At 64.0% G+C, this 16,093-nt stretch carries 14 protein-coding genes; 8 read left to right on the plus strand and 6 right to left on the minus strand.

Annotated elements, in window-relative coordinates:
- Positions 1-75: 75 nt before the first annotated feature.
- The 7 genes from ACF8C6_RS01635 (at position 76) to ACF8C6_RS01665 (ending at position 6,522) form a co-directional block, all read left to right on the plus strand.
- Positions 76-348: a DUF4398 domain-containing protein gene (locus ACF8C6_RS01635; RefSeq protein ID WP_392497871.1), complete on the plus strand. Its 273-nt coding sequence runs from the start codon at positions 76-78 to the stop codon at positions 346-348.
- On the plus strand, positions 345-1,154 hold the full coding sequence (locus tag ACF8C6_RS01640) for an OmpA family protein (protein ID WP_392497700.1): 810 nt from the start codon (positions 345-347) through the stop codon (positions 1,152-1,154). Before ACF8C6_RS01635 ends, ACF8C6_RS01640 begins: the two co-directional genes overlap by 4 nt.
- A gap of 197 nt (positions 1,155-1,351) precedes the next feature.
- Positions 1,352-2,782, plus strand: coding sequence for a PLP-dependent aminotransferase family protein (locus ACF8C6_RS01645; RefSeq protein WP_392497701.1), 1,431 nt, complete (start codon positions 1,352-1,354; stop codon positions 2,780-2,782).
- Positions 2,783-2,845: 63 nt separating this feature from the next.
- The gene (locus tag ACF8C6_RS01650; protein WP_392497702.1) at positions 2,846-4,564 is read left to right on the plus strand and encodes a von Willebrand factor type A domain-containing protein; all 1,719 of its coding nucleotides are present in this window, start codon (positions 2,846-2,848) and stop codon (positions 4,562-4,564) included.
- Positions 4,565-5,149 carry an RNA polymerase sigma factor gene (locus tag ACF8C6_RS01655; RefSeq protein ID WP_392497703.1) on the plus strand — a complete coding sequence of 195 codons (585 nt, stop codon included), beginning with the start codon at positions 4,565-4,567 and terminating at the stop codon, positions 5,147-5,149. It abuts the gene before it with no gap.
- Complete coding sequence (locus tag ACF8C6_RS01660) at positions 5,146-5,925, plus strand: hypothetical protein (RefSeq protein ID WP_392497704.1); 780 nt, start codon at positions 5,146-5,148, stop codon at positions 5,923-5,925. Before ACF8C6_RS01655 ends, ACF8C6_RS01660 begins: the two co-directional genes overlap by 4 nt.
- A 321-nt stretch (positions 5,926-6,246) precedes the next feature.
- Entirely contained in the window at positions 6,247-6,522 is a 276-nt protein-coding gene (locus ACF8C6_RS01665) for a hypothetical protein (RefSeq protein ID WP_392497705.1), read from the plus strand.
- On the opposite strand, the gene ACF8C6_RS01670 is transcribed toward ACF8C6_RS01665, so the two are convergent.
- Positions 6,519-7,337 carry an alpha/beta hydrolase gene (locus ACF8C6_RS01670; RefSeq protein ID WP_392497706.1) on the minus strand — a complete coding sequence of 273 codons (819 nt, stop codon included), beginning with the start codon at positions 7,335-7,337 and terminating at the stop codon, positions 6,519-6,521. The two genes, ACF8C6_RS01665 and ACF8C6_RS01670, sit on opposite strands and share 4 nt — an antisense overlap.
- 247 nt (positions 7,338-7,584) lie before the next feature.
- Here ACF8C6_RS01670 and ACF8C6_RS01675 point away from each other — a divergent pair, with 247 nt between their 5' ends.
- The gene (locus ACF8C6_RS01675; RefSeq protein WP_392497707.1) at positions 7,585-8,265 is read left to right on the plus strand and encodes a Fe2+-dependent dioxygenase; all 681 of its coding nucleotides are present in this window, start codon (positions 7,585-7,587) and stop codon (positions 8,263-8,265) included.
- Between the two features lie 50 nt (positions 8,266-8,315).
- On the opposite strand, the gene ACF8C6_RS01680 is transcribed toward ACF8C6_RS01675, so the two are convergent.
- From ACF8C6_RS01680 to atuD, 5 genes are all read right to left on the minus strand, one after another.
- Positions 8,316-10,772 carry an autotransporter domain-containing protein gene (locus ACF8C6_RS01680; protein ID WP_392497708.1) on the minus strand — a complete coding sequence of 819 codons (2,457 nt, stop codon included), beginning with the start codon at positions 10,770-10,772 and terminating at the stop codon, positions 8,316-8,318.
- Between the two features lie 220 nt (positions 10,773-10,992).
- Positions 10,993-11,811 carry an SDR family oxidoreductase gene (locus ACF8C6_RS01685; protein ID WP_392497709.1) on the minus strand — a complete coding sequence of 273 codons (819 nt, stop codon included), beginning with the start codon at positions 11,809-11,811 and terminating at the stop codon, positions 10,993-10,995.
- 163 nt (positions 11,812-11,974) lie between these two features.
- Positions 11,975-13,963 carry a geranyl-CoA carboxylase subunit apha gene (atuF, locus tag ACF8C6_RS01690; RefSeq protein ID WP_392497710.1) on the minus strand — a complete coding sequence of 663 codons (1,989 nt, stop codon included), beginning with the start codon at positions 13,961-13,963 and terminating at the stop codon, positions 11,975-11,977.
- 110 nt (positions 13,964-14,073) lie between these two features.
- Positions 14,074-14,871, minus strand: coding sequence for an enoyl-CoA hydratase/isomerase family protein (locus ACF8C6_RS01695; RefSeq protein ID WP_392497711.1), 798 nt, complete (start codon positions 14,869-14,871; stop codon positions 14,074-14,076).
- A gap of 53 nt (positions 14,872-14,924) precedes the next feature.
- Positions 14,925-16,082 carry a citronellyl-CoA dehydrogenase gene (gene atuD / locus ACF8C6_RS01700; RefSeq protein ID WP_392497712.1) on the minus strand — a complete coding sequence of 386 codons (1,158 nt, stop codon included), beginning with the start codon at positions 16,080-16,082 and terminating at the stop codon, positions 14,925-14,927.
- Between the last annotated feature and the right edge of the window lie 11 nt (positions 16,083-16,093).

Here is a 16,093-nt window from a genome sequence, read left to right on the forward strand (position 1 = left end):
CAGCTACACCCCATTCTCGCTCTGGCGTTGCTGGCCCTGGCCGGCTGCGCCAATGATCCTGCCCCGCAGGAGCAGATGCGTTTGACCCAGCAAGCCGTCGAACAGGCCCGAGCCGTCGGTGCCGACGCCCAGCTCGAAGAAATGCAGCAGGCCGAGCGCAAGCTGGCCCGGGCGCAGAAAAACTTCGGTGAAGAGGACTACAAGCGCGCGCGCATCTTCGCCGAGCAGGCCGAGCTGGATGCTCGCCTGGCCGAGGCCAAGCTGCTCAATCAGAAGAGCCAGCGTCAGCTCGATGAGCTCACCACGCAGATCAATCGTCTGCGGACCCAGCTGGGAGAGCTGCCATGACTTCGAGCAGATCCCCACGCTTTGCCCTGTTGCTGCTTCTGGCGCTGGTGGCCGGGTGCACCAGCCAGCAGAGCCGCCAATCGCTCGACGATGCGGCGGCCAGCTTCCAGCAGGTCAAGGAGGACACCAATGTGTTGCGCAGCGCGCCGAAGGACGTGATTCGTGCCGGTGAATCCCTGGCCCGCGCCGAGCGCCTGTCGAGCTACTGGGGCAGCGACGACGACGTCATTCACTATGCCTACCTGAGTCAGCGCTACAGCCAGATTGCCCGCCAGCACAGCGAGCTCAACCTCAATCAGGAACGCCTGGCCAGGCTCGATCTGGAACGTGAGCGCCTGCAACTGGCGCTGCGCGAAGCCAAGCTGCTCGGCGCTCAGCAGCAGGGCCAATGGCTGGAAGAGCAGATGGTCAATCTGGCTGCCAGCGAAACCGATCGCGGGCTGGTCATGACCTTGGGCGACGTACTGTTCGACGCCGGGCGCAGTGAGCTCAAGGCTTCGGCTACTCGCACCATTCTCAAGCTGGTGCAGTTCCTCCAGGTCAATCCGCGGCGCACCGTGCGCATCGAGGGCTACACCGATAACCGCGGCGACGCAGCGGAGAACCTCGAGCTGTCGCGTGCCCGCGCCCAGGCCGTGGCCGATGTATTGCGAGACCTGGGTATCGATGCCAAGCGCATCGAGGTCAAGGGCTACGGTGAAGCTCACCCGCTGGCGGAAAACGCGTCAGCCAAGGGGAGGGCGCAGAATCGCCGTGTGGAGATCCTCATTTCCGACGAGCAGGGTCATCTCAGCGCCGATCGCTGATCACCTCCGTCCGTCACCACAACCCCGGTGCTTCGGCCCGGGGTTTTTTGTTCGCCGAAAGTGCAATGCGACAGGGTCAGCTGAGCGGCTAAGCTTGAACAGCCGAAACTGTACTGCCTGCAAATAATCTGACTGTGCCGCCAAGCCGAGGCTGTATTTGGCTACTGTTACGGTTCAGTCGCGGAGGAAACCTCGAAATGACCAGTTTGTTGCTTTACCAGCGCATCGCCCAACAACTGGCCGAGGATATTCGCCGCGGTGTCTACCAGCCGGGCGAGCGTGTGCCGTCCGTGCGCAAGATGAGCTCGCAGCTCAGCGTCAGCCATGCCACTGTGCTACAGGCCTACGCCAATCTCGAAGACATGGGCCTGATTCGCGCGCGTCCGCAGTCCGGCTTCTATGTGCACCAGACGGCCGGCCTTACCGCGCCGACCCCCGACATCGCCCGGGTCGAGCGTCCGGCACTGGTTACCCGCAGCAGCATCATCAGTCAGGTCCTGACTGAGTCCCGCCAGGAGGGGGTGTTTCCCCTGGGCGCGGCGGTGCCGCATGTGGATTACCTGCCAGTGCGCTCGTTGCACCAGCAATTGGCCAAGGTCACCCGTTTCCAGAGTCCGCGTGCTTTCAGTTACATGTTCAGCCCCGGCTACGAGCCGCTGCGCCGCCAGGTGGCGATCCGCATGCGCGACGCCAGCGTGGTGGTCGATCCGTCCGAAGTGGTGATCACCCATGGCTGCGTGGACGCCATCCACATGGCCCTGCGCGTGGTCACCAAGCCGGGCGATCTGATCGCCGCCGAGTCGCCGACCTACTATGGCCTGCTGCAATTGGCCGAGGTATTGGGCCTCAAGGTCATCGAGATCCCCAGCGATCCGAGCACCGGCCTGAGCCTGGAGGCCCTGCAGCTGGCGGCCAATCAGTGGCCGATCAAGGCGCTGGTGCTCACCGCCCGGCTGAGCAATCCGCTGGGGGGCAGCATCCCCGAGGAGCGGCAGAAACAGCTGCTGCGCCTGACCGCCGACCACGATATCCGCGTGATCGAGGACGACATCTACGGCGAACTGCTGTTCGAACCGGGGCGCAGCAAGGCGCTCAAAGCGCACGACCGCGATGATCAGGTGATCTACTGCTCCAGCTTCTCGAAAACCCTGTCGCCCGGTGTGCGCATCGGCTGGATCATTGCCGGCCGCTACCAGGAGGAAGTGGAGCGCCTGCAGACCTTCAGCACCCATTCGGCCTGCAGCGTGACCCAGATGGGTGTGGCCGCGTACCTGGAGAACGGCGGCTATGACCGCCATCTGCGGCATATTCGTCTGGAGTACCGCAAGAACATGACCGCCTATCAACTGGCGGTGCAGCAGCACTTCCCGGAAGGCACGCAGATGACCCGACCCAACGGCGGCTTCATCCTCTGGGTCAGCCTGCCGGGCAAGGTCAGTGCGCAGGAGCTGCACGTACGGGCGCTACAGCAGGGCATCAGCATCGCGCCGGGGCTGATCTTCAGCAACACCGAGCAGTTCAACCACTGCCTGCGCCTGACCTGCGGGGTGCCGTGGAACCGTGAGTCGGAACGGGCGATCATGACCCTGGGCATGCTGGCCAAGCAGCTCTGCCAGGAAACCGCTTAACCCGAATCCACCGGCGGCTCCGTCTACCCGAGCGAATGGACTTTTCGCCCGAGGAGCGCCGCCATGAACTACATCGCTACCCAACCCCTGTTTGCCGGCTTCGGCGCTACCCTGGCGCTGTCGTTGGCTGCTTGCAGTGCCTCCCATGAAGATCCCGCTGTGACTGCCAAGCCGGTCGCGCCCGAGGTCAAGCAGGAGGTGCTGCATGAGCAGGCCGCTGCCGACGCTTCCCGCTCGGTGAAGCGCTCTGTACATGCCAGAGAGGCGCATCGGGCCAGGCCCCAGGGCATGCCGATGATCGCCCCGGCCGCACCGCTGGCCGACAGCAGTGCCTTCGGTTACCAGAGCGTCTACCGCGAGCAGTACCAGAAGATCGAGAGTAACCCGGTGCAGGCCGTGGCCCAGCAGCCGGTATCGACTTTCAGTATCGACGTCGACACCGGCGCCTACGCCAACGTGCGCCGCTTCCTCAATGACGGCCGCCTGCCGCCCAGGGACGCGGTGCGCCTGGAGGAGCTGGTCAACTACTTCCCCTACGCCTATCCCAAGCCCGAGGGCGACGTGCCGTTCAGCGTCGCCACCGAACTGGCGACCACCCCGTGGAACCCCGAGACCCGCCTGCTGCGCGTGGCGATCAAGGCCACTGAGCTGAGCGCCGCCGAGCTGCCGCCGGCCAACCTGGTGTTTCTGGTCGATGTGTCCGGCTCCATGGATCGTCGCGAGGGCCTGCCGATGGTGCAGAGCACCCTCAAGCTGCTGGTCGATCAGCTGCGCCCGCAGGACCGCGTGGCCCTGGTCACCTATGCCGGCAACGCCAGCGTGGTGCTGGAGTCCACGTCAGGCAGCGACAAGGCCAGGATTCGTAGCGCCATCGACCAGCTCAGCGCAGGCGGCTCCACCGCCGGCGAGTCGGGCATCCAGCTGGCCTACCAAGAGGCGCAGAAGGGCCTGCTCAAGGCCGGCATCAACCGCATCCTGCTGGCCACCGATGGCGACTTCAACGTCGGCATCAGCGACTTCGAGACGCTCAAGCAGCTGGCCGCCGACAAGCGCAAGACCGGTGTATCCCTGACCACCCTGGGCTTCGGCGCAGGCAACTACAACGAGCAGCTGATGGAGCAGCTGGCCGATGCCGGCGATGGCAACTACGCCTATATCGACAACCTGCGCGAGGCGCGCAAGGTGCTGGTCGATCAGCTCAGCTCGACCCTGGCAACGGTGGCCAAGGACGTGAAGATTCAGGTCGAGTTCAACCCGACCGAGGTCAGCGAATACCGCTTGCTGGGCTACGAGAATCGTGCCCTGAAACGCGAGGACTTCAGCAACGACAAGGTCGATGCCGGCGAGATCGGCGCTGGGCACACCGTCACCGCCCTGTACGAAGTGGTGCCGGTGGGGGCCCAGGGCTGGCTGGAGCCGCTGCGCTACGCCCAGGCGCCCAAGCAGAAGGGCGAGCCCGGCGAGATCGCCTGGCTGCGCCTGCGTTACAAGGCGCCGGAGGGCGGCGCCAGCCGGCTGGTCGAGCGGCCGATCACCAAGGGTGAGGTAACGTCGATCGCCGAGGCCAGCATTGATCTGCGTTTCGCTGCCGCGGTAGCCGCTTTCGCCCAGCAGTTGCGCGGTGGTCAGTACACCGGCGACTTCGCGTTGGCCGACAGCGTTAAGTTGGCTCGTGGTGCCAAAGGTGAGGATCCGTTCGGCCTGCGCGGCGAGTTCGTGCAGCTGGTGGAATTGGCCTCCAGCCTGCAAACTCCGCAAAACGTTCAAGTCAGGGCCGACTAATTGAACCTTCCACTGCAAGACGATGACGCCGCGCTGCTGCGGCGTTATCGCCAGGGCGACGCGGCCGCCTTCGCCACGCTCTACGAGCGCCACCGCCTCGGCCTGTTTCGCTTCCTCCTCGGTCTGTGCGGCGACCATGCCCTGGCCGAGGAGGTGTTCCAGGACACCTGGATGAGCCTGATCCGCAGCGCCAGCGAGCAGCGCGAGGCAGTGCTGTTCAAGACCTGGCTGTACCAGATCGCGCGCAACCGGCTGATCGACCACTGGCGCAAGAGTGGGCGCCACCAGGGAAAGCTTGATCAGTATGACGAGACGCAACACGCCAGCGCCGACCCGGGCCCCGGCCCCGAGCAGCAGTTACTGCTCAGCCGCGACCAGCAACGCCTGCAGGCGGCGCTGGCCGACCTGCCCGAGGAGCAGCGTGAGGTCTTCCTGCTGCGCGCCCACGGCGACCTGGAACTGACAGAGATCGCCGAGCTGACCCGCACGCCGGCGGAAACTGTGAAAAGCCGCCTGCGTTATGCGCTGAACAAGTTACGTCGGCTGTTGGCCGACCCGGCTGCGGCCGAGGAGGTATCGGCATGAGCCAACAACATAACGACCTGCAGCATGAACAACAGCTGCTGCAGCATTTCCGCCAGCACAGCCCGGGCGAGCCTTCCACTGCGCTGGATGCGCGGATTCTCGCGGCAGCCCATCAGGCCGTCGCTGCCACGCCCTCTCGTCCAGGCTTCGCGCAGCGCCTGCATGCCTGGCTGTTCGGGGCCGGTAGCAATACCCGCTGGTCGCTGGCCTTCGCCGGCCTGGCCACGCTGGGCATCGGCCTGAGCCTGACGCTACGCACGCAGGAGCAGGTGCCCGGCGCCTACGATCTGCCCAGCCCTGCTGCCGCGCAGGCTCCGGTGCTGCGGGAGATGGCACCGAAGCTGCTGGCCGAGCCGGCCGGTAGCATGGAACAGAAGAAAGCCGAGGTTGCGCGTCAGCCGACGATCGCCGAGTCGTCTGCAGCGTTTGCAATCTCACCACCCGCAGCAGCGATGCCGCGCCAGGCTGCTCCTGCTGCGCCGGCAATGGACGCTCTGGCCGATACCTCATCGAACGAGGCTGAGGCGCCTGGAGCGGCCAAGGTGCAGGCTGCCGAGCAGGCCCGGGCTCGGACTCAGGAATATGCCCGTCGCGCACCTGAGCGGCTGGCCGGCACGCTGGCTGAGTCCGCGCCGCTGAGTGAGCGCCTGCAAGAGGTGGTGCGCCTGCGTCAGGAGGGGCAGCAGGCCTTGGCCGAGCAGTTGCTGCAGCATTTGACGCGCCAGTACCCGCAGCAGGATGTGCCGGCCGAGCTCCGGCGCCTGCAGCGGGACTAGAGGTTGCTGGCTTGCCAGAATGCGGGGCAGGGGCGAGCATATAGGCATTCGTTGCCGTGTTCGTTTGCCATGCCCCGCTTGCCTGTTCTGCCCCTGTTGCTGGTTTTGAGCCTGCTCAGCGCCTGTGACGACCAGCCTTCTCCAGCGCCTGCCCATTCAGCGGGTTCTTCTGCGCCCATACCGGCGGATACGCCCAAGCCGCCACCTGTTGCGCCTGTCGAGCCGACACCCAAGCCGGCACAAACCCCGGAGAAACTTCCCGAGCCTGGCAGCAAGGTAGTCGAGGACACCCGCCTTTCCGAGTCCGCAGACAGTAGGCCCATGCCTGCGGTCGAGGTCGACAAGGAACAGGCGTTGCCACCCGCGCGTCTGGATTTGCATTTGCCGCCGGAGTTGGTCGAGCAGATCCAGCCCGATGAGCCGGTGGAAACACTCACGCCACCGTCACTGCTGCCGGAGATGTTCGTCGAGAAGCCTAAGGAGCCGGGACCGTTCGAGCTCAACGGCAGGTTGATCACCAATGATCATGGCGACAAGAACGCGGACTATTGGGATACGGTCGAGGGCGCGGAGCTGCAGTTCAAGTTCCGTAACTAGTCATACCTGACCAGTGGCCAGAGTGTCTTCCAGTGTTCAGCCCAGCAGCAGCTGTGATCGTAACCCGGTAGCACCATGACTCGGGCCTGATGGCCAGGCGGATAGCCGGCGATAAAGTCTTCTGCCAGCCGTGGGGGCATGACTCGGTCCCGTTCGCCCGTCAGATGGTACTGTTCTAGATTAGCTAGCTGCGGGCGCAGCCATGCAGGATTGAGTGAGTCTCGCAGGAGCGCGACCCTGTGGTGGAGGGTCCAAGCGGTATGATCGAGATTGCCAGCAACCGTGATGACACGCACTACGTCGCTTCTCCGTGCCGCCACCAGCATGGCCAAGGCGCCTCCCCCAGAGTATCCGACCAGTATCAGGCGCCGAGCACCGGCGCGGATCTTCAAATGGTCGGCGGCTTGGTCGAGGCTATTCACCACTGCCTCGGCAAAGCGTGCCTCGGTCCAGTAACGTCTTGCGCAAGGCGCCTTGCTGGCGTCCAGATATTGGCAGGGACGCCCGAGATAAGCGGCATTGCCTTGTGGTTGCTCCAATGCCAGATGCAGCGCTAGCGGGTCAACTGGCGTCGGGTCGGTGGAGGGGGAGCGGGCATTGATCCAGGCGAGTCCATCTCCCTCGAAGTAGAGGGTCAGTTCGTCGCTCGCATGCATGCTGCCAGGCACATAGGCTTGTAGACGAAAGAGGGCAGTCTCTACCTCCAGGCTTTGCCAGCCTTGCTCATGGGCTAGAGTGGTGGCTTGTTGGCGGCGCTCGTCTGGGCTGGGCAGGTTGACGCAGGCGCTCATAAAAAGTGCGCTGGCCAGAGGCAATAAAAGGTTCATTCGCATCGGCGATGGGGGCCTGTCTAGGCTGCGGCAAGTGCTGTTGCGACAGATGGTTGCAGAATACCCTTTCTAGCTTTGCCTCGGGTGCACAGGTCTAGGAGCCTAGACTCGAGAGTTTTTTCATAAATGGTATCGATAGGCCGGAGCCTGTGGATATCGGAGAATAGCCACTGGTGCCTGAGGTTTTGAGTTTCGTCGGCGGATCGGGGCGCATAGAGGTGGAGACAGAAAGATGATGCTTCGCATCCCGCAAGTATTGAACGAACAGCAGCTCGGCGAGTTTCGCCAGATCCTGCTGCAGGCGCGCTGGATGGATGGCCGTGCCACGGCTGGGCACCAGGCTGTACAGGTCAAGGACAACCTGCAGTTGCCGGTCGATTTGCCTGAGGCCAAGTCGCTAGGTCAGGTAATTCTGCATGCACTTGAGCGTAACCCGGTGTTTGTTTCAGCGGCTCTCCCGAAGCGGATTCTCGCGCCGCGCTTCAACTGTTATCAGGGCGGGCAGTCCTACGGGCTGCATGTCGACAATGCCGTGAGTGGCGAGGCTGGAGGGGAGCGTATCCGCACCGATCTGTCGGCGACGTTGTTTCTCACGGCGCCTCAGGAGTACGAGGGCGGCGAATTGTTGGTGGAGGACACCTACGGCAGCCATAGCGTCAAGCTGCCGGCCGGTGATCTGATTCTCTATCCGGCGAGCAGTCTGCACCAGGTCATGCCAGTGACGCGAGGGGCGCGCATTGCCGCGTTTTTCTGGATACAGAGCATGGTGCGCGACGATGGTGAGCGCACCTTGCTGTTCCAGTTGGACAGCAGTGCGCAGCAACTCACCCGTGAGCAAGGGGCGGGCAGTGCCGTGGCCACCCAGTTGGGCGGGATTTATCACAACCTGCTGCGGCGCTGGGCCGAGGTGTAAAGCAAAAGGCCAGGTTGATCACCTGGCCTTTTGCTTGCTGCCGCGACTGCTTAGAAGGCCCAGCGGGCCTTGAACGAAGCACCCTGATTGGTGAAGTCGCTGCGCGCTTCGGCGTCATAGCGCAGGCTGACTTCGGTGCCGTTAGCCATTGTGTGACTCAGACCCAGACCGGCACGCGCCACCCAGGGCTCCATGTCCATGCCCGGCGTCTTGAAGGCGGCGCCCGGAGAGCCGGCATAGGTCGAGGTGATGGAGCTGTCTTCGTCGATCACATCGTAGCCGGCGCCTAGGTTGGCGCTGAGTACGGTGGCCTCGGAGAGGGAGTAGTCGAGCTTGCCATCGACACTCAGCAGCAGCTCCTCAGCGTCGTTGCTGTCGACATCCAGGTTGAGCGCGCCGGCACCTTTCTCGTGATAGGAGTCGGTGCCGATCCAGGTGTAGTCGGCGCGGGCCGAGGGTACGAAGGTCAGCTGTTCATTCAGGCGCAGGTTGTGGCCAATGCCGACGCCGGCGTGGAAGTTGTAGCCGTCGTAGTTGGCCTTGGCGGTGGCATCAGCGAACGGCATGCGGCGCTTGCTGTCGGTGCGATTCTGGCCGCCGTCGAGCTGGAAGTTCAGCTCGGTGTCGGCAGTCAGGGCATAACTGCCGTAGCCGATCAGCTGGAAGGTGTCGATTTGCGCATCCTGTGGGGCAATGCGTGAGTCGTTGTCCAGATCGGTCTGAGCGTAGGCGAAGGCCAGGCCGAGGCGGGTGGTTTCGTTGATGGCTGCGTCGGTACCGATGGCCAGGCCCTGGGTATCGGCGTCGTAGCCTGAGATACCGCTGCGCTCATCCTGCTCGGCCCAGGAGCCGAAGGTCTTGATCCACAGATTACCTTCGCTGACCGCATCGCCGGAAGAAAGGCCGCTGTTGCTGTCCTGGCGCGCCTGGATTACCCGGTTGATGCCAGCCAGGGTGTTGCTGGTGGCATTGCTGACGTTGCCGGCAACGGTGGGCAGGGTCTGGGTGACGGCGTCGGAGACTTCCTGCTCGCTGGTCAGGCCGACGAAGTAGCCGGCCAGCTCACCGTCCGGATCGTTGCCGATGGCCTCGTCCAGCACGCCGGCGGCGCCTTTGGCTGGTCTGTTTCCGGTGTTGATCACGCTATCCAGTACGCTGCTGCTCTTGCTCAGCGTTAGGTCGACGGTGTTGCCATCCTTGGCTGCACCAAAGTCGAACAGCTGCGAGTTATCGCTGACGGAGAAGGTGCCGTCACTGTTCAGCGTGTCAGCGCTCAGTACATCCTGCAGACTCTTGGCGCTGAAACTGTAGTTGGGGTTGCTGACATCGACCACGATCTTGGCATTGCTGGCCAGAGTGGCAGTGCCTTCGACCACCAGCTTGCCGTAGCTGCTGTCGCTGGTCACGCCAATCTTCAGTGCGCCGTCGGCACTCTGACTGTAGTCGCCAATCAGCATCCCGGTCACGCCGGCCGCCACGCTGAGGGTGCCCGCGTTGCTGAGGCCGTTGCTGACCTGAACACCATCACCGTTCTCGATCCCGGAGCTGGAAAGGCCTTCATTTATGCGCAGCGTCGCGCCGCTCTCGATCACGATGCGATCCACGTAGACGGCATTTTCATTGGCGAAGTCGGCGCCGGATTTCAGGGTCAGGGTACTGTCTTGAGCGGCCACATCACCGATCAGCCGGGCCTGAGTGCCGATGATGTTGATCTGCGGGAGGCTGGTCCCTGTGGCCGCTGTCGAGATGGCAAAACGGTCACCGGAAATGGTGCCGCTGTTATTGAGTACCGCTAGTTGGGAGTTATTGCCAATGGTAATACCTGTGTTATCGCCGCTGATGGTGCCACTGTTGTCGAGTGTGGCGAGTGTGGCATCGCCATTCAGGTAGATGCCGTAGCCGCTGTTGCCGCTACCGCTGATAGTGCCGCTGTTGGTGAGTGTGCCGACATTGACTTCGCCTTGGGTGAAGATACCCCATTGGCCGCTGATGGTGCCGGCATTGCTGATGCTCTCGACGTTCAGGGTATAGAGGTGTGCATCCAGTGATAGGCCATTGATTGAGCCTTCGATAGTTGCGCCTGCGAGGTTGCTGATGCTGGTACCGCTTTCCACGCCTTCACCAGCCTGAAGCAGGATGGCCGAACCTGTAAGGAGATCGGCACCGCCGGTAGTGCGGATGGTGCCAGCGTTGCTGATGGTGCCGAAGCTTTCGTAGGCAACGACTGCCTGGGTATTGGACTCGGTAATGCTGCCGCTCTGGGTAACTGTAAGGCTGGCATTGTCCGGTAGGTCGCACCGGCTGGTCTCGGCAGTACTGATCGTATTGCTGCCCGAGCTACAGATGCCCGTTGCTTGGGCACTATTGGCGGCAAGGCTCAAGCCCAGACCCAATGCAGCGAGCAGGCAGCCACCTCCAGTGGATTTTCCCCGGCTACTGGCGTGTTCATCGGCTACGACAAAGGCGTTGCGAGCTTGGTTCCAGACAATACGAAAGGCTTGGTTCATGGTTTCCCCTGGTAGGCCAGGCAGGGGCCTGGCGAGCAATGCGAAGGTATTTTTTCTGATGTGCGGCAGAGGCGACGTTCTTATCGACGTTCCCGGCATGCGGCTGCGGAATGCGCGCATGATGCTGGCATTGTGCCTGTTTTGTTGCGGGGCGGGTACAGCCTAGGGATACCCGTCTATCTGACGCCAGACCTGGGTTGGCGTCAGATGGGCGCTGGCGTCAATCGACGAACAAATCGGTCATCAGCTTGCCAGCCGGGTCGTAGCGGTACTGCTCGAAGTCTTCCTGGCCCTGCTCGCGCAGTATTTCCTCGTCGATCAGCAGGCGGCCGCTGATCGTGCGCTCGCTGCTCGACAGGATGGCGCAGGCGGCGTCGGCCATGATCGCCGGCAGGCGTGCGGCTTTCATCACTGCGGGTCCGCCGGCCTCGAATTCGATGGCGGCGGTGGCGATCACCGTCTTCGGCCACAGTGAGTTGACGCTGATGCCATATTTCCGGAATTCCTCGTGCATCCCTAAGGTCAGCATGCTCATGCCGTACTTGGTGGTGGTGTAGGGGCCGTAGTTGGCGAACCACTTGGGGTCGAGGTTGAGCGGTGGCGACAGGCTGAGGATATGACCCTTGCTCTGCTTCAGGTAGGGCAGGGCCGCCTGGCTGCAGACCATTACCGCGCGGGTATTGATCTGGAACATCAGGTCAAAGCGCTTGGGCGGAAGGTGCTCGACGCCCACCAGTTTGATCGCGCCGGCATTGTTGATCAGTGCATCGATGCTGCCGAAGTGCTCGGCGGCCTGGGCCATGGCGGCCTTCACTGCCTCTTCTTCGCGCACGTCCAGTTGCAGCGCCAGGGCCCTGCCGCCGGCGGCTTCAACTTCTGCTGCCACCGAATGGATGGTGCCCGGCAGTTTGGCGTGGGCCTCGGCGCTCTTGGCGGCGATAACGATATTGGCGCCTTGGCCTGCAGCCTTCAGGGCGATCTCGCGGCCGATGCCACGGCTGGCGCCGGTGATGAACAGGGTCTTGCCGGACAGGGACATGCGCGAACTCCGTGGTTTTTGTTTGGGGGCATGGACGGGCAATGTGGGAGCGGCTCTAGCCGCGATAGGGCCAGGGTAAAAGCATCGCGGCTAAAGCCGCTCCCACACTCAACGCCAGGTGGATAAGGATCGTGGCGAGATTCTGGACGCCATCCACCCTGCGTCAGGCTTCGGCGGCTTCGACTTCCACCAGCAGCTGGCGGCTCTTCACCTGGTCGCCCTGGCTGACCTGGACGCGGCGGATCACGCCATCCATGCCGGCCTTGAGCGGATGCTCCATTTTCATCGCCTCCAGTACCAGCAACAGCTGACCCTTGCCGACCTTCTGTCCCTCGCTGACCAGCACATCGACAATGGCGCCGTCCATCGGTGCCTTGACCGTGCCTGAGCTGGCGGCGCTCTGCCCGTCGGCTGGCGCGTGGGTGACATCGACCAGCTCCAGGTTGCCGTTGTGGCCATACAGCCACACCTGCTCGCCGGCCAGGTGATAGGCGCGGCGCTGGCGGATGCCATCCAGTTCCAGGGCTGCCCAGCGACCATCGCTGGCCAGCAGGCGCAGCTCGATGGCGTGTTCGCCAACCTGCGCGCGCAGCAGCGGTTGTTCGCCGGATTCCAGCGCCTGCAGCTCGATCGAGTGTTTCTGCTCGCCCTGCTTGAGCACGTAGCGCCACGGCGCGCCGCCGCTGTTGCGCCAGCCGGAAAGGCCTGGTTGATGAGCGCGGGCGCTTGCCGATGCCTGGTAGAGCAGGGTGGCGGCGGTAGCCAGCTCGGCGGCAGACGGTGCTTGCGGAGCCAGGCTCGGATCATTGGCGAAGTGCTCGCCGATAAAGGCGGTGGTGGCGTTGCCGGCGGCGAACTCGGGATGCGCCAGCAGGTTGGCGAGGAAGCGCTGGTTGCCGTTAACCCCCAGCAGCACGCAGTCCTCCACGGCGCGCATCAGCTTGCGCCGGGCCTCGTCGCGGGTGGCACCGTAGGCGATGACCTTGGCCAGCATGGGGTCGTAGAACGGCGTCACCGGCTGGCCTTCGAGCAAGCCGTGGTCGATACGGATACCGTCGCGCAGGGCCGGTTCCCAGCGCAGCACCTGGCCGGTCTGCGGCAGGAAGCCGGCGGCCGAATCCTCGGCATACAGGCGTACTTCCATGGCGTGGCCGGTCAGGCGGATCTCGTCCTGCCTGAGCGGCAGCGGCTGGCCCTCGGCCACGCGGATCTGCCAGGCGACCAGATCCTGTCCGGTGATCAGCTCGGTGACCGGATGCTCGACCTGCAGGCGGGTGTTCATTTCCAGGAAGTAGAAGGCGCCACGGTTATCGAGCAGAAATTCCACGGTGCCGGCGCCGATGTAGTTGACCGAGGCCGCCGCCTTGACCGCCGCTTCGCCCATGGCCTGGCGCAGTTCGGGTGTCATCACCGGGCAGGGCGCCTCCTCGACCACTTTCTGGTGGCGGCGCTGCACCGAGCAGTCGCGTTCACCCAGGTAGACGATGTTGCCGTGCTGGTCGCCAAACACCTGTATTTCGACATGGCGCGGCTGGATTACCGCGCGCTCGAGGATCAGCTCGCCGGAGCCGAAGGCGTTTTGCGCTTCGGAGCGGGCGGTACGGATCTGTGCTTGCAGTTCGCTGGCTTGATGCACCAGGCGCATGCCGCGGCCACCGCCGCCGGCGCTGGCCTTGATCATCAGCGGATAGCCGATGCGCTCGGCCTCGCGAATCAGCGTCGCATCGTCCTGCTCGGCGCCTTCGTAGCCGGGAATGCAGGGCACGCCGGCATCACACATGGCGATCTTCGACAGGCGCTTGCTGCCCATCAGGTGAATGGCTTCGACGGTCGGGCCGATAAACACGATGCCGGCCGCCTCGCAGGCGCGGGCGAACTCGGCGTTCTCGGAGAGGAAGCCGTAGCCGGGGTGGATGGCGTCGGCACCGGTCTTCTGCGCGGCGGCGATGATGTTGTCGATCACCAGGTACGACTGGTTGACCTGTGCCGGGCCGATGCACACGGCTTCGTCGGCCAGCTGCACGTGGCGGGCGCCGGTATCGGCTTCGGAGAATACCGCCACGGTGCGGTAGCCGAGGTCCTGGGCGGTGCGTATTACCCGGCAGGCGATTTCGCCGCGGTTGGCGATCAGGATCTTGTTGAAGGCGGGCATCGTCGTGCTCCTGCTATTCGTAGCCCGGATGCAATCCGGGGATTCGTTTTCCCGGATTGCATCCGGGCTACATCAATTCATTCCCTCTCCCCGCGGGGAGAGGGAAGTCACTACTCAGCCCACTTCGGGTTGCGCTTCTGCACGAAGGCCATCGTGCCTTCGACACCCTCGCTGCCCAGTACCGCGGTGGCGAACTGGCCGGCGGCGTGGTCGAGCAGGCTGCCGAGGTGTTCCGTCTCGGTGGCCAGCAGCAGGGCCTTGGTCGCGGCATTGGCGCCGGGGGCACACTGGCGGATCTGCTGCAGGCATTCGGCGAGACGGCCGACCAGGGCCTGGTCGTCGACTTCGCTGAAGTGCACCAGGCCCAGGCGCAGGGCCTCGGCACCGTCGAAGCGGGCGGCGGTCAGGGCCAGGCGACGGGCCTGGGTCAGGCCGATACGCTTGACCACGAAGGGGGCGATCTGCGCTGGAATGATCCCCAGGCTGGTTTCCGGCAGGCCGAACTTGGCGCCCTGGTGGGCGATGGCGATGTCGGAGACGCAGGCCAGGCCGAAGCCACCGCCGAGTACCGCGCCTTCCAGCACGGCGACCAGCACCTGCGGGGCGCATTGGGCTTCCTCCAGCAGGCTGCCGAAGGCGCGGTTCAGCTCGCGGTAGGCGTCGCCGCCCTTCGCCCTGGCGCCGGCCATGTCCTTGATGTCGCCACCGGCGCAGAAATGCCCGCCGGCGCCGCGCAGCACCAGGGCGCGCACGCCCTGGTCATGGCGCACGGCACGCAACACGGCGCGCAGTTCCTCGACCATCGCCAGGCTCATGGCGTTGCGGCTGTCCGGACGGTTGAGGGTGACATGGAGCACGCCCTCGACCTGTTCCAGCAGCAGGGTCTGACAGTGGGGTAGATCACTCATATGGCACCTCGATCAGTTATCGCGGCTGAAGCCGCTCCCACAGTTCAGACACATCATTTTTTCTTGCCCGGCAGAATGCCCATCAGCTTGCAGATGATGCCGAGCATGATTTCGTCGGCGCCGCCGCCAATCGACACCAGGCGCACGTCGCGGTAAGCGCGCGACACCGGGTTGTCCCACATGAAGCCCATGCCGCCCCAGTACTGCAGGCAGCTGTCGGTGACTTCACGGCCCAAACGACCGGCCTTGAGCTTGGCCATGGAGGCGAGTTTGGTCACGTCGCGCCCTTTCACATACAGCTCCGTGGCGTGGTAGACCAACGCGCGCAGGGCTTCGATCTCGCTCTGCAGCTCGGCCAGGCGGAAGTGGATGACCTGGTTATCGATCAAAGGCGCGCCGAAGGTGTGGCGCTGCTTGCAGTAGTCGATGGTGCTGTCGACGCAGTACTCCAGGCCCTTGATCATGTTGGCCGCGCCGAACAGGCGTTCTTCCTGGAACTGCAGCATCTGCATCATGAAGCCTGCGCCTTCTGCGCCGATGCGGTAGCGCTGCGGCACGCGCACGTTGTCGAAGAACACCTGGGCGGTTTCCGAGCTGCGCATGCCGAGCTTGTCCAGGTGCGGGCTGAGGGTGATGCCCGGGGTGTTCATCGGCACCATGATCAGCGACTTGTTGACGTGGGGCTTGTCGTCGCTGGTGTTGGCCAGCAGGCAGATGAAGTCGGCAGAGGGGGAGTTGGTGATCCACATCTTGCTGCCGTTGATCACGTAATCGTCGCCGTCCTTGCGCGCACTGGTTTTCAGGCCCGCCACGTCGGAGCCGGCGCCGACCTCGGAGACGCCGATGCAGCCGACCATGTCGCCGGCAATCGCCGGCTTGAGGAATTCCTCGCGCAGCTCATCGGAACCGAAACGGGCCAGGGCCGGGGTGCACATGTCGGTCTGCACACCGATGGACATCGGAATGCCGCCGCAGCGGATGGTGCCGAACTCTTCGGCGGCGACGATCGAGTAGCTGTAGTCCAGGCCCATGCCGCCGAACTTCTCCGGCTTGGAGATGCCCAGCAGGCCGAGGTCGCCGGCCTTCTTGAAGATTTCGTGGATGGGGAAGCGGCCGTCCTTTTCCCACTGGTCGACATGCGGGTTGATCTCGTGCTCGACGAAGTTGCGCACGGTGCGGCGGAGTTCTTCGTGTTCCTGGGTAAAGATCATTTCGCTAGCTC

The sequence above is a fragment of the Pseudomonas sp. zbq_18 genome, assembly GCF_043102245.1.
Taxonomy (GTDB): domain Bacteria; phylum Pseudomonadota; class Gammaproteobacteria; order Pseudomonadales; family Pseudomonadaceae; genus Aquipseudomonas.